A 20,379-nucleotide genomic window follows, 5' to 3' on the forward strand; every position below is an offset into this window, starting at 1 on the left:
ATTTATTTGGAAGATAAATAATCGCCTTCTTAAGAGAAGGTTTTTTTGAGTCCCAACCACTTACTGTTTTTCCTACCAAAAATCGTTATTTCTATCACAAGATGTTAATATTTAATTTTTAACAAATATATCACTCGAACTGGTTAATTAAACATATTTTTTAAACAGAGTGAAATCATTTAAAAGGGAGTGACTTTGAAATTTTTTATTACATTTTACTATGCGCTGGCCCTCTTCTTTCAGTCTACTCTCCTATTATTCTTATACTTTGATGAAAAAGTTAACAAAATAAAAAGACCAGTAATTAAAAGAAAAAACGTTCGAATAAGAACGTTTCAAAAATGTTCACACCAAACTTGTCATTATCTCTAGAACACATGCAAATATATTTCCCTTATTTATGCTCTCATCTGTTTACACTAAGAATTAACTTTATCTCACGTTGCAATTTATTGAATGACTGCGCCATTTTTTTGATATTTAAAAAGAACCAGCCATGCAGATATTCAAGCTACAATGAATATATCCACATGACCGAGAAAATGGATGTATGAAAAATCCAGGTCAAAAAGTATTAGTTCTCTTGAAAGCCTTCTAATGCATCATATAATTTGATCTCTGGATGTTTATCTTGAAACCATCTAAGGGCAAAATCATTTTCAAATAAAAATAATGGTTTATCAAAACGATCTTTCACTAATAAGCTTCGTGAACTAGATAAAGATTCATTCACTTGATCCTCATTAATCCAACGAGGAATTTTCGATCCGATCGGCTCCATAATAACATCAGAGTTATATTCATTTTTCATCCGATGAACAAATACTTCAAACTGCAATTGTCCCACTGCACCTAAAATATAATCTTCCATACGGTATGTTTTATATAACTGAATCGCACCTTCTTGAACAAGCTGATGAACTCCCTTATGAAAATGCTTTTGTTTCATTACATTTTTAGCAGATACTTTAACAAAAAGTTCCGGAGAGAATTGTGGTAGCTTTTCATAATTAATTAATTGTTTTCCGGATGTAATGGTATCGCCAATTTGATAGGTGCCAGTATCATATAAACCAATGATATCACCACTAACTGCTGTATTCACTGTGCTTCGATCATCAGCAAGGAATTGCGTAGATTGTGATAACTTCATTGATTTTCCCGTTCTAGAAAGGGTTACATTCATACCACGATCAAACTGACCTGAACAAATCCGAACAAAAGCAATTCGATCTCGGTGTGCAGGGTTCATATTGGCTTGGATTTTAAACACAAACCCCGAGAAATGATCATCTGCCGGATCAACCGTACCGACATCAGACGTACGTGGCTGTGGAGGCGGTGCAAATTGTAAATAAGTTTCAAGAAATGTTTGAACCCCAAAATTTGTCAATGCACTCCCGAAAAATACTGGAGTTAATGTCCCATTGGCAATTCGTTCATTCGAAAATTCATTTCCCGCTTCATCCAAAAGAAGTATCTCCTCTAATGCCTGTTCATAAAGAGAAGATTGCTTGATTGGTGAATCTCCTTCAAGCTCTCCATCCTCATTTAACGGTAAAAATCTTTCTTGTTCTTCTACACGAAATTGTTCGATACGTTTATGATAACGATCATAAATTCCTAGAAATTCTTTCCCCATTCCAATCGGCCAGTTCATCGGATACGATTCAATACCAAGTACTTCCTCTAGTTCAGCTAGTAACTCAAGTGGAGTTTTTCCTTGTCGATCAAGTTTGTTAATAAATGTAAAAATCGGAATCCCTCTCATCCGACACACTTTAAATAACTTTAATGTTTGTTCCTCAATCCCTTTAGCTGCATCTACGATCATCACCGCACTATCAACCGCCATTAGGGTACGATATGTGTCTTCACTGAAATCCTGGTGCCCAGGTGTATCGAGGATATTCACCCTTTTTCCATCATACTCAAATTGCATTACAGAAGATGTTACAGAGATCCCTCTTTGTTTTTCAATCTCCATCCAATCTGACGTTGCAAATTTACCTGATTTTTTTCCTTTTACCGTCCCTGCTGCACGAATGGCTCCTCCAAACAATAGTAATTGCTCAGTTAAAGTTGTTTTTCCGGCATCTGGGTGGGAAATAATTGCAAAGGTTCTTCTTGAAAGAACCTCATCTTTTAATGAAGTCATGTAGTAAAATCCCTTTCTGTTGTAAATTCTTACTCATTTAATTTAAGCATTTTTCATTTTCACATTGGATTCACCTTAACAACTATATATTTTACATTTCTCGTGTCCACTGATTAATTCGATGTCCAAGTGTGATGGCTTCTTGTTCATCTAATTTGGAACTAAGTGAATGAATGATTTGATTTAATAATTCTTCACCAAAATCATCATATGTAAATTTTGTTGACCATTCTAAGGTAGGAACAGCCACCACAAAGTATTCGTCTTTTTTATTTTCATATATAAATATGTTTAACTCAGCATCACTAAGTATAGTTTTACGAATTTTCATTTTCAATCCTCCAGTCACAAATTATATTATAAAGGAAAAAGGGGGAAGAAAAAAACAAATTCCGTGAGCCAATAAAAAAAAGACTTCCGTAAAAAGCTGCAATCCTTTTTCGAAAGTCTTTATTTCATTTAATTTCTAATACAATAATAAAGAAAATCTGTTTTTGTTTAGTTTGTTAATTTTGTAAAAGCCCAACTGCCGCCTTTTACACCAATAAAGGTTTCATCGATTCTTATGGAGGTTGCAGCTCTTTTCTCATTGAAATGAAAGGTGTAGCAGTCTTTTGCCGATAGTTATTGGTTAAAAACTGTTATTAAATAGCAACAATGTTTGAGAAAAGAACCTAAGGAATAAAACTTTTTAGCTTTTCCTATGAAAAGGTGCTTTCTCTCCTACTCTTCCTTTTCTCCCACTTGTCGTCTCTGCTTGTGAAAGGGAATTTAGGATAGCCTCCTCCGTTGCTTCTGCCACTGCTTGAAAAAGAAGATTCATGATTGGATGATCGTCATGTAAAACAGTGACTTGTTCTGCTGCTTTAGATGAGGAATGTTGGATGGTTTCTGCATTAGAAAAAGCAATAACAACATCCCCACTTCCGTTGTGGATATGACTTCCTATTCTACTCAAACCGACCACACATCTTTTTGCCAGTCTTTTTAACTGCCGATCTGAAACCGGAGCATCTGTTGCTAAAACCATCATAATAGAGCCATCAGGACGTTCTTTATCGTCGTCTCCTACCGAATTTGCATAACGAAATTCATCCTTACTCCCAAAATTACTCTGTACAAGTATTCCTACAGTATAGAAAGAATCCCCTTCAGAGATCAAACGTGAGGAACTTCCTATTCCCCCTTTATATCCAAAGCACATTGTACCAGTACCTGCACCAACTGCTCCTTCTTCAGCCTGTTGATTTGTTGCACATTGGATTGCTTGTATTGCATGTTCTGGTTTCACAGCCAAAAGTCGTATAGAATTTAAATAACTATCATTACATTCACCGACAATTATATTGATTGAACTTGTAGAGTCACCAATAGCAGGATTTTCAGCCAACATATATTGAAGTGTTCCCTGTAAAACGGGGCCAACACTAAATGTATTTGTCAACATAATAGGTGACTCTATACAACCTAATTCTTCCACTTGAACAAGGCCAGTTGTTTTTCCAAAACCATTTGCCACATAACAAGCAGCTCGAACCTTTTCTAAAAATAAATTCCCTTCATGTGGTAAAATAGCTGTCACACCTGTACGTATACACCCATCATTAATATCCTGATTTAATGTTATATGCCCAACCTTCACTCCCTTTACATCTGTTATACAATTTTTACTACCTGTTGGAAGATTCCCTACTTCAATCCCTAGTTCCCTTGCTTTCATGTATAATAGCCCCCTACGTGATGATTACTGTAATATTATCACTTTTAATTAATTTTTGACTTGGTTTACAGACTTTGTCATTTACTTGGATCTCAGTATTTTTGATCTTCTTGACAATTTCTGTTCGACTCCACCCTTTCAGGCTTTCAGCTAACATTTTATCCAGGCGTACAGCTCCATAGGCCTGATTAATTTTAATACGTATTTGGGTGTATCCCTGTTCTCTTAAAGATTCAATTTGTAAACTATATTTATTATCATTTTCAATAGCTATTAACTCTTCTCTTACTTTCGCATGCTCAGTGTATGCTTTATAAATACTAAGCTTTTGATTCCATGTATGGTCCTTTGGACATTTAAAAATAGCATATCGATAAATATTTTTGCCGTTTGAATTATGACGTCTAATAAGAGAATCCTTAAACTCAACTGTTTTACCACAATTTTTACAATAGCGAGTAATTACTTTTTCCATTGATTGCTCAACTAAATTCCAAGATAAATCCAGCACATTCATTTTCCTTCACCTCTATAGATAAAGGAACGTAACATCTATTTGGATGGATTAGTATTAAGTTATATTGAAAAACAAAAAGAGCTTCCCTAAAAAAAGAGAACCCCTGTTAGCTTATAATACTACAGATTCGTTCCGTTCCTTTGTAATGGGAATAATAGACAGACTCCTCCCTAGGTGAAAAACATAAGTTTTCCGGAGAGTCCTATCCAATTTTTTTGATCCATTACAAAGTAGTTGTTGGCATAAACAGTAACGAGTCCTTTCTATCCAAATAGTTTAGATGTATTTTAACACAGAATTTAAAGATTAGCCATAACTTTCTGAAATCATTAAGCGTAATAGCAATTAATTAACATCCATGAGCCTTCCTTTAAACGCTTCATTTTCTTCCAGCTTTCTATAACTTTAAAAATTGCTTCTGTTTTTTCCTTAGACATTTGAAAAAAATTGCATACATCTATTAATTCCACTAACTGTTTCATCTGATAGGAGTTAATATTTTGTGCTCTATGTGGAAGAGGGGGAATATTAATTGGATTATTATCTATAATGGTCTGAAGAGCATGAGCAATAAATGTCCAATCATTGTGTTGGATATTTTTTAGTTGCTGCCAGCGTACTAAATTAGGGATATATATAAATTGATAATACGCTGGATCATCAATTAAATTATCTACCTCTGTACTGCAAATCCCTCTAAGTAAAAAATCCTGCCGAATGTCTTGTCTCTCATTTTCAAAAATGTCATTGAGTATTTTTAAAACAAGTATATCTTGTATACATTCTAAATTTTGACCATCCACTATTCTTTCACATTTGGAAAGAACGTTCTGAAATTGATCAACGTCCATATCAATTTCCCTCCTATCTTATAACTTTACATAAATAGCAACATTGTTTGAGAAAAGAGCTGAGGATAAAAAGAGCCCTAATTTATCGATGTAAATTAAGGCACTATTTGATTAAAATGATGATACTGGATAGCTAAGGATGTATAAAAAGGGTGCTTATTGCTCTACCATTGGTGACTGTATATATGCATATAATAAACGCTCTGTATTTAAAATAGATGTTTCATGTGTACGCTCAAATGCGTGTGATGATTCTATTCCTGGACCAACCAGCCCATGTACAATATCAAATCCCGCACGAATGGCAGCCGATGCATCAGATCCATAAAAAGGGTAAATATCAACTTTATATTCTATTTGGTTTTCCTTCGCCAAATTGACCAAATGTTTGCGTAAACCATAATGATATGGTCCACTTGAGTCTTTCGCACAGATAGAAACAGTATATTCATCTGATGCCTGACCGTCACCTAATGCGCCCATATCAACCGCCAAATATTCAACTGTTTCTGGTGTAATATTTGAATTTCCTCCATAACCTATTTCCTCATTATTTGAGATAAGAAAATGTGTTGTATAAGGTAATTCAATATTATTTTCTTTAATATGTTTGATAAGCTTTAATAAAATAGCCGTACTTGCCTTATCATCTAAATGCCGTGATTTGATGTATCCTGAGTCGGTAATTTCTACACGAGGATCGAAAGAAACAAAATCACCCTCTTCAATTCCTAAAGCCCGTACATCTTGTTCGTTAAATACCTTTTCATCAATTCGAACTTCAATATTATCTTCATTTCGTTCCGCCTTGCCTGCATCTTTATATACATGGACAGATTGTTGATGCATTAAAATGGTTCCTGTATATGTTTTTCCAGTAGAGGTTTCAATTTTGCAATATTCCCCTTCTACTGAGTTCCAACGAAAACCACCAATCATCGTTAGTTTTAGTCGACCATTTGCTTTTACTTCTTTAACCATTGCTCCTAAAGTATCAACATGAGCAGTAAGCATTCGATGCTGCTCATTGTTTTTACCTGGAATTGTAACGATTAGTCCACCCTTACGATTTCGATACATACTTACATTGGTCTCTTTTAAATACTGCTCACAAAAATCAATGACTTGCTTCGTATTTCCTGAGGGACTAGGTATTAAAACTAACTTTTGAATTAATTCCATTGTTTCTTTGGATTTGCCATATGTATTCATGTGTATCTCTCCTATTTTTTATTTCAACTTTTATTATATTGAAATATTTCGAAACAAAATAGTCATTCGCATTATTTTTTCGATTTTTCTAATAGTATTGTATAATTATGTAAGAGGAGGAATGCGTAATGGAACAACACCGATTTCTTTTAAAAGCAGATTGGCCCGGTGGTAGAAATGATGTTGGGTTTATAGAAACAAGTAATTTAAAAACAAAAATATCAATTCCAACAGAAATGGATGGCCCCGGAATTGGTACAAATCCTGATGAAATGTTACTTGGGGCTGCGGCTACATGTTATATCATTACACTTGCAGCAATGATTGAAAGACGAAAAATTCCTGTTGAAAGCTTAACACAAGAATCAGAAGGCATCGTTGAGGTTGATAAAGGTGTAATTACATATAAAAAAATTATTCACCGTCCAAAAGTGATCTTGGAAAGAAATTGTACAGCAGATCAGATTGAAACAGTAAAACAGCTAACAGAACGTGCAGAAAAAAGCTGCATGATTTCTAGGGCTATCCAAGGAAATGTAGAAATTGGCTTGGAGGCAATTGTGGAGCTGGCAAATTAGTGAAAATGGGATGTCTCGAAGTGAGCGCTAGCTATTTATGAGACATCCCTAAAATGATCTACCCTATTGGTAAGCGAATGATAAAGGTGGTACCTTTATTTAAGACACTTTCGACAGTTAAGCTTCCATTGTGTTCTTCAATAATATTTTTACAAATCATAAGTCCAAGTCCATTCCCAGATTTCTTTGTTGTAAAAAATGGTGTACCTATTTTATGTAACATTTCCTTAGATATCCCACATCCTTCATCACTGATAGAAATGTTTACATACTGTTTCTTTCTTTCCTCAATGCGAACAATCAATTTCCCACCATTTTTCATAGATTCTATCGCGTTTTTTATTATGTTTATAAATAACTGTTTAATTTTTGCTTCATTACAGCTAATTTGAATGGGCTTTTTAGGGTAAAAAGTATGTATTTCAATATTATGGCTATTTGTTTCTGGTTCTAAGAGAATGATGCTACTATTTATTAATTCATGTAAATGATGCAATTGATTCTTTCGCTTCATTGGTTTACCAAGGATCATTAATTCTTTAGAAATAATTTCTATCCGGTTAATTTCATTTTTTATCATATTAAAATAATGATTATTATGTATAATTCCCGACTTCATTAATTGTAAAAAACCCTTAACAGATGTTAATGAATTTTTTATTTCATGAGCAATTCCGGCTACCAACTCTCCAGTTAATGATAATTTTTCTGTGTGCTCAATATAGTCCAACATCTTTTTCTCACTGGTAATATCTTTTGATATGGAGAGAATTTCTACAGGCTGATAATTTCTATCTCTCACAATGGATAATGTTGTTTCTACCCAAATCAAATGACCATCCTTATGCATCATTCGATATTTAACGGTGTCGATGTCATGTTTAAGCTGAGTGAACTTTTCTCTTATATCTATTCGATCTGGATCAATAATAAATTCGAAACATGATTTTCCAATCATCTCACTAGGAGTAAAACCTATAATAGATTCTGACATGGAAGAAACAAAAGTATAAACACCATTTAATTTTAAACGAGCGATAATGTTATTTTCACATATCTGCCTTTTGTTTACTTTTTGCTCACAATTATTTGCATTAGGCATCAATCCTTTGCCTCCTTCCAACTGCTAATTTTCCAGTTAGATTACTTTGACAATACTAGAGGACATAATATGGTAAATCAAACCAATCCCTTTATAACTATATTACTAAACTCATGACTTTTGAACCATATATTAAAATGATTAAATCTTGCAAGTGTTATTACTATTTCGTTGGAGACACTAATCCTATGCAAAGGAGGTGTTTTTGATGTTAAAAAGGAAAGAACTAAAACCAACCATTGCACCAGGGATGAACGATGCGGAAGAATTAAATGAAGAAGCAACCGAACAGGATATTGAAACTGGGGATTATACAAGTGTGACAACATTATCCTGGGATGAAGTGGATCCAAGTGAAACTTAACGATTTATTTTTGACAGCTACAAAAGCTGTCTTTTTTGCTTCTTTAAACGGAATTTTTTTACTACTCGCATTTGGAATGACGCAAAGTCAGGAAACATGTAGAATAACATTATCTAGATGTATGTTAGGAGTGTTAATAAATGAGACTTGCAACAATAGGTACTAACTGGATTACTTCAACTTTTATCGAATCTGCCAAAAAAACAAATCAATTAACCTTACAAGCTGTCTATTCTCGTTCATTGGAAAAAGCAAAAGAATTTGCAGCACTGCATGGAGCAAAAAATTATACGGATAATCTTCAAGAACTTGCAGAAAATCCTGAAATCGACATTGTTTATATTGCTTCGCCGAATTCCCTGCACTTTGAACAAGCAATACTTTTTCTTACGCATAACATTCATGTCATTTGTGAAAAACCTATTTTTTCAACTACAAAGGAATTGGAAGAAGCATATAAAATAGCTGAGCAGCATGGGGTTTACTTATTTGAAGCAATACGAAACATTCATACCCCAAATATGGAACAACTAATTAATCATTTATCTTGCATTGGGAAAGTTCGGAGTGCAAATCTCCACTATATTCAATACTCTTCGAGGTATGATGCATTTTTAGACGGAAACATGCCTAATGTCTTCTCACCAAAATATTCAGGCGGGGCATTGGTTGATTTAGGAGTATATCCACTTTCACTTGCAATCAAACTTTTTGGAGAACCTGAAAACATATCCTATCATCCTGTTATTTTAAATAGTGGTGTGGATGGAAATGGTACACTTATACTAAAATATAATGATTTTACCTGTACGATTATGTGCTCAAAAATTTCTCAGTCCTTTATGCCCTCAGAAATCCATGGGGAATCTGGAACCATTGTATTAAACAGCGTCACACCAACAACTTTAGAATGGATTGACCATAAAACAAATAAAAGAACATCATTTGAAGTACAACAAGATGAACATGATATGATCTATGAAATTAACACCTTCATTCAAATCATCCATACAAAAGATAACAACACATACAATGAATTAAAGCAATTAAGTACGACAGTCCTTTCAATAACAGAAAAGGCTCGAAAAGATAATAATATCACCTTCGGGGTCTGACCCCCACCGCTTTAAAGCGATAAAGCTATACATACAATTTTTATTTTGGGACAACCTACTATCATGAACTGGGAGGTTGTCCATGATGTATGAAGAAGAACGATTTGATCAGTTTGAGGATTTTTCTAATATTTATTTAGATAAGAAATATTCAATTTGTCATTTTTGTGACGGTTATGGTTATGATATATACTCTAATATTTGCGAACATTGCTCAGGGGTAGGGAGGATTTAGTTTTTTTTTCGTAGAAATTCACTAAAATTCTACAAATTCCCCCTTCACTTATGGTACATAGTTACTATATAATGAATATGACTATATACTTAGGGGGAACAGTATCGTGATAAGAGAGGATGAATATCTACTTTTTATCAAAGAAATGGGACGCCTTTTTCAAGATTTTAATCATTGTAAAGATGAAGAGATCAAAAAAGAAATTCTCGATGATATTATGCTATTAAGTAATGTGATCAACCCAGATCATGAGCTTTCTTTTCGTGCAATCGTATAATTCTCTATAATCAATCCTAGTGATGTTTCTCCATTACTTTCTCAAATAATTTTTCCTCCAAAAATACATCCAAAACTATAATAAATATAGCTTATTTTATAGGAATTTGGTAACATGTGATTATTACATCGCCTTTTCATAAATTTTCTAGTTACTTCATAAATTTTATGAAAGGTATAAATTTAGAGATTCATTTGGGGGTATTCCTATGAAAAAGATTGCTCTTGTTGCATTTTCCGCAATTGTCTTTCTAATGCTCATATTTATTATTGTAATGGAGATCTATCCCTTTTCCTAAATAGATATACATAAAAAACCTGAATTCTTTGCAGGTTTTTTTTATGTATTTTTTCATTTATATGGCAATGATATTGAATAGAACATTATAGCGAAAGGATCGTCGGATTGTGCTAAAGCTAGCTATGGAATACTTACCATTTGTAGGGTTTGGTTTTACTACTATTGTTTTTATCATTGCTTTTAGTGCTAGTTTAATAAAAAAAGTCAAAAAAGGTTGATATTTACGAAAGCTTAATTATGAATTAACAAAATCTTAGTAATTCTTCTATACACTTACATTGTATCCAAAAAAAAGATACTTTCCCCCTTTTGGAGTGGGTTGACTTGGTTCTGCCGAGTTTACCTACTCTTAAATTTTCAATTATATTCAGCTTATCTCTTTCCAACAAGCTTCAACCATTTCACTTCTCATTTTGGATTAGCTCTAGGGTCTGCAATTAGAAAGATATTGTACATTATTCTGTTTTTTATATTGAATCAAACGATGAGCTCCCCAACCAAAATGATTTCGATCAGTAGCTTAAAAGACATGGCCAACACTAGTTAACCACCCAGTCTTAAAGCGATTGCTACTAATCACACATGGTGTATAAATGCAGCTAGTCAATCGATTCAAAGTGATATTAGACCTTTATTTACACTTGCATGTTAGAAAAAATGGGTTGGTACATCACTAAAAGATGCCATGTGAAAAAGAGTTTAAAATTCACTCCTTATTACAATCCTCCGGGAATTCCAAAAAAAGCAACCAAATGTCAAGATTGTTTAACGATTAGTACAGACATCACACCTATACTATATCTAGCATTAACTAGTCTTTTTTCAGATATAGTATTTCTTTTGAAGTCTAGCTTCTTGTTAAACAATCTTTTTTCTATGATTTTTAACCAAATTACTAATAAAATGTTCTGAACACATTTATCACAGTATTGGACATCCGTCGTTTCCAAGACAATAAAACGGAATAGGATACATTAAAAGGCTACTTTCACATAATTTTTATGCAAAAAACACTTTCATTTTTTCCAATGTGATAATGAGTATAGCATGATAATTAGTTGCAGAAAGGCCAATACAATTATAGAAGGGACTATCTTCATGAAGGTACTTTTTATCGATAGCAACGAAGTTTTAATGAACCTACTTCCAAATGGTTTTTCAAGTGCTGGACATGAGATTATGATCTCTGGTTCTATTGCAGACTTTACACATCTTTCCACGATGATGGACCAATTTTCTCCAGATTTAGTCGTAACATATGGTTGGGGACAGGAACAAACTCATGAAAAACAATATATGATAAAAACCTGTGTTCAAGCTAGACAAATTCCGCATGTCTATTGGTCAGTTGAAGATCCACTTTATACAGATAACTTTGTCGTTCCATTAATTATGGTAAGTCAACCTGATTATATTTTCACTATTTGTCCTTCCAAAATTAGTTATTTTCAATCTTTAGGATTTCGTGCTGGTTACATGGATTGGGGCGTTCAGCCAACCATTCATTACCCAACAACACCTGACCCTCAGTATGCCGTTGATATTGCAGTTATTGCTAATTCCTATGATTGGATATTGAATCAATATTCAGTCGATCAACGCATGGAATCGATACGAAATTTAGTCATTCCTCTTGTAGCAAACAATATCAGAGTTGATATTTGGGGCAAAGGCTGGCAGGAAATGTTTGCATATTTGGGACTTACTATTGATCCAACTTGGTTGCATGGTCCTCTTCCCTTCCATGAATGCAACAAGGTGTATAATTCTGCAAAAATTAATATCGGCTTTCAGAATTACACAACACAGGTAACTCAACGAACTTATGAAGTTCTTGGAGCAGGAGGCTTTTTATTATCTCAAGATACACCTGCTGTTCGGCAACTGTTTGAGCCAGGCAAACACCTTGTAGTATCCTCTTCTCCTCAGGAAACGCTAAATAATGTTATCTACTATTTACAAGCTGAAGGAGAAAGACAAACCATTGCAAATCAAGGATATACAGCAGCCCTTCAACACACCTATCGCAATCGAGTTGAATATATGCTTCAAATTCTTAGAAACGAGGGTATTTTGTCACTTTAAACTTTTAAATGTAATAGCCCATTAAATATCTGTTAAACAAACAATTTTTATATTGAAAGGATGTATTCAATGAGAGTATTTTGTTTTGATAGCAATGATGCAATGATGCATTTGCTCTCAAATGGTTTTCGTGATGCAGGTCATGAAGTATTAGTAATAGGGGCAGACAATTTAGATGCCGTCGTAAATTCTCTGGAACTTTTTAAGCCAGAGCTTGTGATTACAAATGGTTGGGGATTAGAACAAACGGTTGAAAATCAAATTTGGATAAAAAACTACGTAAAACCTAGGAATATTCCGCATGTTTATTGGTCAATTGAGGATCCTTCATTTACATCAACCTTTGTACTACCCTTAATCCAACGTACTGAACCAGATTATGTTTTTACACTTACTGCACCTATAGTTGATTATTACCGATCTCTAGGAATTAAAGCAGCACATTTAGATTGGGGCTATCAGCCATCGATTCATCACCCTGTACCACCTATACCTGAGTATAATTTTAATATTGCCTTAGTAGCCAATTCATATGAATGGGTCTTTGATACTTGGAATATTGATTACCGCATTGAATCAATGAAACAATTGATTTGCCCTTTAATAGAAAACAATGTACGTATAGATATTTTCGGAAAAGGGTGGGAAAAAATAAATCCTTATATCGATATGGAAATCAATCCAGATTGGATTCATGGGACTGTGCCCTATCTCGATTGTAAAAAAATATATAGTTCTGCGAAAATAGTCATTGGATTACAAAATTTCACTACTCAAGTCACCCAACGGACTTATGAAATACTTGCGGCAGGCGGATTCCTTTTAACATCTGACACCCCTGCAGTAAGACAGCTTTTCTTACCAGGTCGTGACTTAGTGGTTTCCTCAAGTCCCTATGAAACATTAAATTTAGTACATTATTACTTACAAAATGAATGGGAAAGAAAACAGATTAGTAGCCTAGGAACAGTTGCAGTCCAGCCCCACACTTATAAAGCTAGAGCTGAATATATTTTAAATGTATTAAAAGCAGAGGGTATCTTACCAGCAATATAAAATACAATGAATATCTTTTGGCCAAGGAAAAAAGATATTTCTTCCAAACTCCAATAAGGAAATTAGACTTTTGTTAATAAGTGTATATGAATGAGTGGTGAATATATTTGAAAGCAATAAAATTCGGTATTGCTGGAGTTGGAGTAATGGGTAAAAACCATTGCAGAATTTTGAGTATTTTAAAAAATGTAGATTTTATAGGTATTTATGATAAAAATCAAAGTGTTTGTGAAGACATGGCTAATACTTATCATGTGACGGCTTTTTCTTCTTTTGAAGATATGCTTTCTGAAGTGGATGCAGTCATAATTTCTGTACCAACAACATTCCATTATAGTTATACCTACGAAGCTATTCAAAATGGAAAACATGTATTTGTAGAAAAACCGTTTGTTAGTTCATTAAAGGATGCTGAAAAATTAATTGAATTCAGCAATACCATTCAAAACTGTGTCATTCAAGTAGGACATATTGAAAGATTTAATCCAGTCATTCAAAGGTTGAATGACATAATGGATTCCTCAAAAATTATTAGTTTGGAAGCAAGTCGGTTATGTGCAACGGAACGAAATCTTGATGTAGATGTCGTTCTCGACCTAATGATCCATGATATTGATATTATCTTAAACCTTGCGAACAGTCCCTTAGTAAGTGTAACAGCCATAGCTGCCTATTCATCACAAAAGGATGCACAGCCAAATATCGTTAATGCATTATTAAGGTTTGAAAATGGAATTATTGCAAGTCTTATTGCCAATCGTACTTCCCAAAAATCACTAAGAACAATTTCGGTTACTGAACAAGAACGTGTGCTCACAGCGGATTACTTGACGAAGGAGCTTCTTGTTTATAATAGACCGATTTTCAATCAATACCTTTCAACAACGATTGATAACTCAATTGAAAAAATCAAAGTACCTCCTATTGAACCTTTGCAGGCAGAAATCCAGCATTTCATACAATCGATTCAAAACCAACAAACACCTATTGTTAGTACTAGTGAGGCAACAAAGGCACTATCTGTTGCTATGAAAATAAAAGAGTCAATTAAAAATGGCAAAACCATCTACTTCGATTAAGAATCAAATGATATGACATGGTACCAAAAAAGTAAACATATTATTCTAGAGGAATGATTTTATGAAAATAGAAGATATTAAGGGTTCATATGATTACATCGCAAGCATTGGTGATAACTGCCAGCCTGCCCATCAATTAGACCGATTACAATTGCGAAAGTCTTCCGGACCATTTGATTGGATTGCAACACGTTCATTAGATGTTATTAGTTTACTTATAAGTAATAGATTTGCAAATTTTATGGATAATAATTACCTTGTCATCGATGGCCAAGATCCTGGTAGTCACTACTATAATGTCAGAGAAACATTATATAACCTCTACTCAATGCATGATTTTCCTATAACCAATGATTGGACAGCATCGTATACGGAAGCAAAAGCTAAATTTGATAGAAGAGCCCAACGCTTTTTGCATCAAATAGAAAACTGTCAATCGATTCTACTCGTTCGATTAATGGGTACCTCTGAAGAAGCTGTACGATTAAAATCTGTCTTATCAGGAATTGTAAATGGAAACTTTTCTATTCTTCTCATTAATTATCATGACAATAATGAAGTGCTGGATCTTAACTTGATCGACGAGAATATTTGCTCTGTCCTCATTCCTAATGACCCAAATCGCTGGGAAGGGAATGATGGTGCATGGAGTGCGTTGTTTAATGGAATCACTTTGACTGGAAATTGATTTAGGAAATAATGATTTCTAAGGCTTGCCCTTTAGTTTAGACAATAAACTTATATTGTTTAAAGCTAAAGGGCATTTTCATTATTTATAAGAGAGTAATGATTATAATCTTTTGTAGCACTGAGCAATAAAAAGTTTCATTATCATCTATGTAGTTATCCTATCCCCCCTCTCTTTTAATATCTCTCTTCAAGAAAGTAATATTTAAGCATAATACTCTCTTGATATGCTCAATAATCCCCACCTACTGCTTTAAAAATTGTCATTCTCTCTTTATATTTTCCCTGCAAGAAATAAGATCCTCCACTAAAATTGAGTCATAAAGAAATCGGATAAAGAATCTAATTTGTGGAAAACTAGTTTTAATTAAAATTGACTAAAGGTGACATTAAATGAACAATTACTCGAATGACAATACCGCAAGACGCTATGTAGCAAATGTAAGTGTTGTTGGAACTACTCAAGTACATTTAAGAAACCCTTATATAATCGGTTGGTGGTCCGCTGCCTTCCCAGGTTTTGGTCACCTTCTTTTATCAAAATATATTAGAGGCTATATGCTATTTATGTGGGAAGTTATTGTAAATTTAAAATCGCATCTTAATCTTGCTATGATTTATTCCTTTCAAGGTAAAATTGACTTAGCAAAGGATGTTTTGGATACAAGATGGCTTCTTATGTATATTCCTGTTTATCTCTTTGCTATCTGGGATAGTTATCGTACTACGGTTGATCTGAATAAGGTTTTTTTATTAGCAGAACACGAAAAGCATCGAATTAATTCTTTTAGTTTAGGTGCGATAGAAATCAATTATCTAGACAAAAGGAGTCCCTTTCTATCAGTAATTTGGTCGCTTTATATTCCAGGACTGGGACAACTTTATATACACAGGATATTAACCGCCTTTTTCGTCATCATTTGGTTAGTTATATTTTTTTATTTTTCACATGCGTTAGAAGCAATCTCCTTATTATTTTTAGGAAAAGTTCAGAAGAGTATATCAGTTCTGGATCCACAATGGCTTTTATTTATTCCATCAATCTATGGGTTTTCCATTTTCGATTCTTATATGAATACAGTTGAAAATAATAAGCTTTATGAAAAGGAACAAAGAAAATATTTACAAGAACATTATCAAGCTTCAAGCTTTCGAATTATAAAAGGGCAAAAAGCGAAGTGATCAGTATGCAATTATATTCAACATTTGAAAATAGTATTTTTTTAGAAATGGCCATTGCTACTTTAGAAAAAAAAGGGATAAATAAGGAGAATATTTTTGCTGTTCCCTTGGACAATCGGACAGAAGAAAGAAAAATGTTTGATTCTATTCATCGTTCAGATGGAACATCACTTGTTGATATCGGAATGGCACTTGCGACGGGATTTTCTGTGATTGGTGCTAGTATTGGTTTTAAACTCTCTTGGGGCCCTATTTATTGGGGGTTAATTAGTGCATGTATTGGATTTGTTTTGGGATTTATTATTAGACTTTTTATTGAATGTGTAATTAAAAAGAGAAAAAGAATTTTAAAGGGAAAGCATTCTGAAGTCATTCTAATTATCAATTGTGAAGAAAATCAGGCAGAGTTTATCGAAAACATACTTTGGGGTCATTTTGCTTTAGGAGTAGCTAAAATAATGCATACGTAGAAAGGACATTTGATTTGTGGAAATTAATCATTATTATATTTATCATTTTTAACATAATAGCCTTTGTTATTCCTAAAAATATTAACAAAATAGAAATATATGCAACATGCTTTTTTGCTTTTTCCTATGGTTTAATAACCGATATAATATTGGATTTACACTATCATCTTTATGGATATATCCATAAAGGGTTTGACTGGGGAGGATTACTAAGTACTTTTTTATACTTTCCTTCAATAAGCTACTTATTTCTTAATTTTTTTCCTTTTAAAAAGCGGTTGTTACGCAAAATATATTATGTTCTAGGATGGTCTATATTCTCTATTATTTTTGAATGGTTTACTTTAAAAACTGGATTTTTTTACTATACTGAATGGAAAATCTGGTATTCAGGTTTATTATATCCACTCATATTTTCATCACTTGTTCTCAATATGAAATTCGTTAAAAGGATTAACCAATAACTTTATAGTCAAGGCCTTAAAAAGGCTGGGGTAACCTATACGCTGACGGTCAAAATTAATCATTTTACATCAAAGTAATAACCGTAAATTTAATACTTAAGCATTTTATCATTTACAGCTGATATTTTTTTGGTTACATCACTAAATAGTTAAACACTCCCTATTAGATCATGTAGGAGTCATTACCAATTTTCTTTAAATATACTTTTTAAAAAAAGAAACTAATTTAATTGGAATAAGAAATTCTACTTTTTATTGCAATAATCTTGTTACGTAATATAACATAAAATTAGAGTATAAACGAATATCTCCAAGGGAGCCTATTATGTCAGAAAACATAGCATTTAAAAATGCAAGTATTGAAGATTTACCGATTATTGTTGATATTTATAACTCAACCGTTCCAAGTCGAATGGTAACTGCTGATACTGAACCTGTATCAATAAACGATAGATTAGATTGGTTTAATGAACATAATCCTAACAAAAGACCTTTGTGGGTTGTAGAATATGATGGCCAAATTTGTGGTTGGGTAAGTCTTCACTCTTTTTACGGAAGACCAGCTTATAATGCTACTGCCGAAGTAAGTATTTATCTTCATGAAAGTTTTAGAGGTAAAGGACTTGGGAAGAAGATTCTAAAAAAAGTTATAGAGGAATGTCCTAACCTTAGTATTGATACCTTACTTGGATTCATCTTTGGACACAACGAGCCCAGTATTGGCCTATTTTCAAGTTTCGGTTTTGAGAAATGGGCTCATCTACCGGAAGTTGCTATATTAGATGGGCTTAAGAGGGATTTAATTATTATGGGAAAAAAGATTTCTTAGCTTTATAAAATTAGTGATTGATTTGATAAATCAAGGAAAATATTGAATCTAACTCATTAAGAGTTGAATTTCCAATTGAAGGAAAAACGCAAAAACCCTAGAACCGTTAGGCTCTAGGGTTTGGTTTATGATTCTGACTGGGCTCGAACCAGCGACCCCCACCCTGTCAAGGTGGTGCTCTCCCAGCTGAGCTACAGAATCATAATAATATGCTAGGACAATAATAAATATAAGTGAATTCGATTTATATGTCAATATTTTTTTGAATAAACATAGAAAGTATTTCCTTTTTTATTTTTTCGAAGTAATATTAGTTATATGAGATAGGAGGATGAATATTGACTACATCAAAAAGCACCATTAAAGATTTTATGTTTGATAGTAAGGAATTAGGGGAATCATTAAATATCTTGGTCTATTTGCCAGCTAATTTTTCACCATTATATAAATATAATTTATTAATTGCACAAGATGGGAAAGATTACTTCCAGCTTGGGAGAATTGCACGCGTTGCAGATGAATTATTGGAAAACGGAGAAATTGAAAACGTTATTATTGTTGGCATTCCTTATCGAAATGTTCATGATCGCAGAAAAAAATATCATCCGGATGGTGAACATAATGCTGCTTACATTCGATTTTTAGCACATGAGCTTGTTCCATTTTTAGATCAGCACTATCCTACATTACATGTTGGGAATGGACGAGTTCTAATCGGAGATTCTTTAGGAGCAACAGTATCATTAATGACTGCTTTGAAATACCCAAATATATTTGGGAAAGCCATCTTACAATCACCACTTGTTGATGAAAAAGTATTAGAAGCAGTTCGAAACCATCCTAATCCGCAATTACTGGATGTGTATCATATTATAGGTTTAGGAGAAACAGAGGTTAAAACCACAAATGGAAATATAGAGGATTTTCTGACACCAAATCGCGAGCTACATCGGCTTTTTGGAGAAAAAGGGTATCCTAATTTTTATGAGGAATTCGATGGAAACCATACATGGAAGTTTTGGCAACCAGATTTAAAAAGAGCATTAAAAATGACTTTTTAGCACGAAAAGTGTTTATTATGTTAAATTTTCCGAAAAATTGTTATAATGGTAGTATTCTATCCAACAAATTTTAAGGAGGTAATAAAATATGAAATACGGTATTGTCATGTTTCCATCTAAACAGCTACAAGATCTTGCAAATTCCTACAGGAAAAGATACGATCCCCATTATGCGTTGATTCCTCCACACCTTACTCTTAAACATATCTTTGAATCTTCTAATGATGAAATAAAAGATATTACGGAAAAACTTACTAAGCTTACTAAACAGTTCGAACCAATGAAAGTGAATATTACAAAGGTAAGCTCATTCCAACCTGTTAATAATACGATTTATTTCAAAGTTGAACCTACTGAAGAATTAGAGCAATTACACAAGACATTATATTCTGAACTACCTGGTGGAGAACCTGAGTATGCTTTTGTTCCTCATATTACAATTGGTCAAAAGCTATCCAATGATGAACACTCAGATGTATATGGTCAGCTTCGGATGCTTGGGATCAATCATGAAGAAATTATTGATCGAATCCACTTATTATATCAGCTCGAGAACGGATCCTGGACCGTTTATGAAACATATCGCTTAGGAGAGGAATAACTATATCGTGAAAGCTATTCAAGCAACTACTGAAGAACAATTAAATGATGCTTTTAAAATTCGTAAAAAAGTTTTTGTGGACGAACAACATGTTGATGTTGCAGAAGAAATTGATGAGTACGAGAATGACTCAATACATTTTGTGCTATATGATGATCAAAAGGCGGTTGCTGCAGGTCGCTTCCGAGTTATCGAAGGAAAAGGGAAAGTAGAACGCATTTGTGTTCTCTCTTCCTACCGTGGAAAAGGTGCAGGGAAAATGATCATGGATGCCATACATAGTTATGCATCTGGCATGGATATCAAGGTGCTAAAGCTGAATGCTCAAACCCATGCCATCCCTTTCTATGAAAAATTAGGTTACCAGGTGGTTTCTTCTGAATTCTTAGATGCTGGAATTCCACATAAAACTATGGAAAAAGAAGTATAAGTATTC

General features: G+C 33.5%; 22 protein-coding genes and 1 tRNA gene. 15 read left to right on the top strand and 8 right to left on the bottom strand.

Going from position 1 to position 20,379, the window contains the following annotated elements:
- Positions 1-574: 574 nt before the first annotated feature.
- The 6 genes from MHI39_RS17295 to MHI39_RS17320 all read right to left on the bottom strand — a co-directional run bounded on the left by MHI39_RS17295 (position 575) and on the right by MHI39_RS17320 (position 6,458).
- Positions 575-2,158 (bottom strand): peptide chain release factor 3, encoded by a 1,584-nt coding sequence (locus MHI39_RS17295; protein WP_342539838.1) that lies wholly within the window; start codon positions 2,156-2,158, stop codon positions 575-577.
- Between the two features lie 91 nt (positions 2,159-2,249).
- Entirely contained in the window at positions 2,250-2,489 is a 240-nt protein-coding gene (locus MHI39_RS17300) for a YueH family protein (protein WP_058006498.1), read from the bottom strand.
- A gap of 360 nt (positions 2,490-2,849) precedes the next feature.
- Positions 2,850-3,878 carry a P1 family peptidase gene (locus tag MHI39_RS17305; protein ID WP_342539839.1) on the bottom strand — a complete coding sequence of 343 codons (1,029 nt, stop codon included), beginning with the start codon at positions 3,876-3,878 and terminating at the stop codon, positions 2,850-2,852.
- Positions 3,879-3,891: 13 nt separating this feature from the next.
- Positions 3,892-4,395, bottom strand: a complete 504-nt coding sequence (locus MHI39_RS17310) for a S4 domain-containing protein (protein WP_342539840.1) — start codon at positions 4,393-4,395, stop codon at positions 3,892-3,894.
- A gap of 329 nt (positions 4,396-4,724) precedes the next feature.
- Positions 4,725-5,246: a type I restriction-modification system subunit M N-terminal domain-containing protein gene (locus MHI39_RS17315; RefSeq protein ID WP_071976554.1), complete on the bottom strand. Its 522-nt coding sequence runs from the start codon at positions 5,244-5,246 to the stop codon at positions 4,725-4,727.
- Between the two features lie 156 nt (positions 5,247-5,402).
- Complete coding sequence (locus MHI39_RS17320) at positions 5,403-6,458, bottom strand: M42 family metallopeptidase (RefSeq protein ID WP_342539841.1); 1,056 nt, start codon at positions 6,456-6,458, stop codon at positions 5,403-5,405.
- A 128-nt stretch (positions 6,459-6,586) separates the two neighbouring features.
- On the opposite strand from MHI39_RS17320, the gene MHI39_RS17325 reads away from it, so the two are divergent.
- Positions 6,587-7,036 (top strand): OsmC family protein, encoded by a 450-nt coding sequence (locus MHI39_RS17325; protein WP_071976552.1) that lies wholly within the window; start codon positions 6,587-6,589, stop codon positions 7,034-7,036.
- Positions 7,037-7,094: 58 nt separating this feature from the next.
- Here the strand turns inward: MHI39_RS17325 and MHI39_RS17330 are convergent, their stop codons facing one another.
- The gene (locus MHI39_RS17330; RefSeq protein WP_342539842.1) at positions 7,095-8,138 is read right to left on the bottom strand and encodes an ATP-binding protein; all 1,044 of its coding nucleotides are present in this window, start codon (positions 8,136-8,138) and stop codon (positions 7,095-7,097) included.
- Positions 8,139-8,346: 208 nt separating this feature from the next.
- Between MHI39_RS17330 and MHI39_RS17335 the strand changes: the two genes are divergently transcribed.
- The 11 genes from MHI39_RS17335 to MHI39_RS17385 all read left to right on the top strand — a co-directional run bounded on the left by MHI39_RS17335 (position 8,347) and on the right by MHI39_RS17385 (position 18,281).
- A complete protein-coding gene (locus MHI39_RS17335) occupies positions 8,347-8,502 on the top strand; it encodes a hypothetical protein (protein WP_169846899.1) in 156 nt (51 codons plus the stop codon).
- Between the two features lie 140 nt (positions 8,503-8,642).
- Complete coding sequence (locus MHI39_RS17340) at positions 8,643-9,617, top strand: Gfo/Idh/MocA family oxidoreductase (protein WP_251345009.1); 975 nt, start codon at positions 8,643-8,645, stop codon at positions 9,615-9,617.
- Between the two features lie 82 nt (positions 9,618-9,699).
- Positions 9,700-9,852 (top strand): hypothetical protein, encoded by a 153-nt coding sequence (locus MHI39_RS17345; RefSeq protein WP_158022218.1) that lies wholly within the window; start codon positions 9,700-9,702, stop codon positions 9,850-9,852.
- 106 nt (positions 9,853-9,958) lie between these two features.
- The gene (locus MHI39_RS17350; protein WP_169793004.1) at positions 9,959-10,129 is read left to right on the top strand and encodes a hypothetical protein; all 171 of its coding nucleotides are present in this window, start codon (positions 9,959-9,961) and stop codon (positions 10,127-10,129) included.
- 1,398 nt (positions 10,130-11,527) lie between these two features.
- Entirely contained in the window at positions 11,528-12,514 is a 987-nt protein-coding gene (locus MHI39_RS17355) for a glycosyltransferase (protein WP_169846897.1), read from the top strand.
- A 69-nt stretch (positions 12,515-12,583) separates the two neighbouring features.
- The gene (locus MHI39_RS17360) at positions 12,584-13,570 is read left to right on the top strand and encodes a glycosyltransferase (RefSeq protein WP_342539843.1); all 987 of its coding nucleotides are present in this window, start codon (positions 12,584-12,586) and stop codon (positions 13,568-13,570) included.
- Positions 13,571-13,677: 107 nt separating this feature from the next.
- The gene (locus tag MHI39_RS17365) at positions 13,678-14,649 is read left to right on the top strand and encodes a Gfo/Idh/MocA family oxidoreductase (protein ID WP_280616392.1); all 972 of its coding nucleotides are present in this window, start codon (positions 13,678-13,680) and stop codon (positions 14,647-14,649) included.
- 61 nt (positions 14,650-14,710) lie between these two features.
- On the top strand, positions 14,711-15,337 hold the full coding sequence (locus MHI39_RS17370; protein WP_342539844.1) for a DUF1796 family putative cysteine peptidase: 627 nt from the start codon (positions 14,711-14,713) through the stop codon (positions 15,335-15,337).
- A 392-nt stretch (positions 15,338-15,729) separates the two neighbouring features.
- Positions 15,730-16,518 (top strand): hypothetical protein, encoded by a 789-nt coding sequence (locus tag MHI39_RS17375; RefSeq protein ID WP_342539845.1) that lies wholly within the window; start codon positions 15,730-15,732, stop codon positions 16,516-16,518.
- 5 nt (positions 16,519-16,523) lie between these two features.
- The gene (locus MHI39_RS17380; RefSeq protein ID WP_342539846.1) at positions 16,524-16,988 is read left to right on the top strand and encodes a hypothetical protein; all 465 of its coding nucleotides are present in this window, start codon (positions 16,524-16,526) and stop codon (positions 16,986-16,988) included.
- Between the two features lie 789 nt (positions 16,989-17,777).
- The gene (locus MHI39_RS17385) at positions 17,778-18,281 is read left to right on the top strand and encodes a GNAT family N-acetyltransferase (RefSeq protein ID WP_078110055.1); all 504 of its coding nucleotides are present in this window, start codon (positions 17,778-17,780) and stop codon (positions 18,279-18,281) included.
- Between the two features lie 128 nt (positions 18,282-18,409).
- On the opposite strand, the gene MHI39_RS17390 is transcribed toward MHI39_RS17385, so the two are convergent.
- Positions 18,410-18,482, bottom strand: a tRNA-Val gene (locus tag MHI39_RS17390).
- A 137-nt stretch (positions 18,483-18,619) separates the two neighbouring features.
- On the opposite strand from MHI39_RS17390, the gene MHI39_RS17395 reads away from it, so the two are divergent.
- From MHI39_RS17395 to MHI39_RS17405, 3 genes are all read left to right on the top strand, one after another.
- On the top strand, positions 18,620-19,342 hold the full coding sequence (locus MHI39_RS17395) for an esterase family protein (protein WP_259545972.1): 723 nt from the start codon (positions 18,620-18,622) through the stop codon (positions 19,340-19,342).
- Positions 19,343-19,430: 88 nt separating this feature from the next.
- Positions 19,431-19,943 carry a YjcG family protein gene (locus MHI39_RS17400; RefSeq protein WP_251345007.1) on the top strand — a complete coding sequence of 171 codons (513 nt, stop codon included), beginning with the start codon at positions 19,431-19,433 and terminating at the stop codon, positions 19,941-19,943.
- Between the two features lie 7 nt (positions 19,944-19,950).
- Positions 19,951-20,373 (top strand): GNAT family N-acetyltransferase, encoded by a 423-nt coding sequence (locus MHI39_RS17405; RefSeq protein WP_251345006.1) that lies wholly within the window; start codon positions 19,951-19,953, stop codon positions 20,371-20,373.
- The last annotated feature ends 6 nt before the right edge of the window (positions 20,374-20,379 follow it).

The organism is Heyndrickxia sp. FSL K6-6286, assembly GCF_038630395.1.
Classification (GTDB): domain Bacteria; phylum Bacillota; class Bacilli; order Bacillales; family Bacillaceae_C; genus Heyndrickxia; species Heyndrickxia oleronia.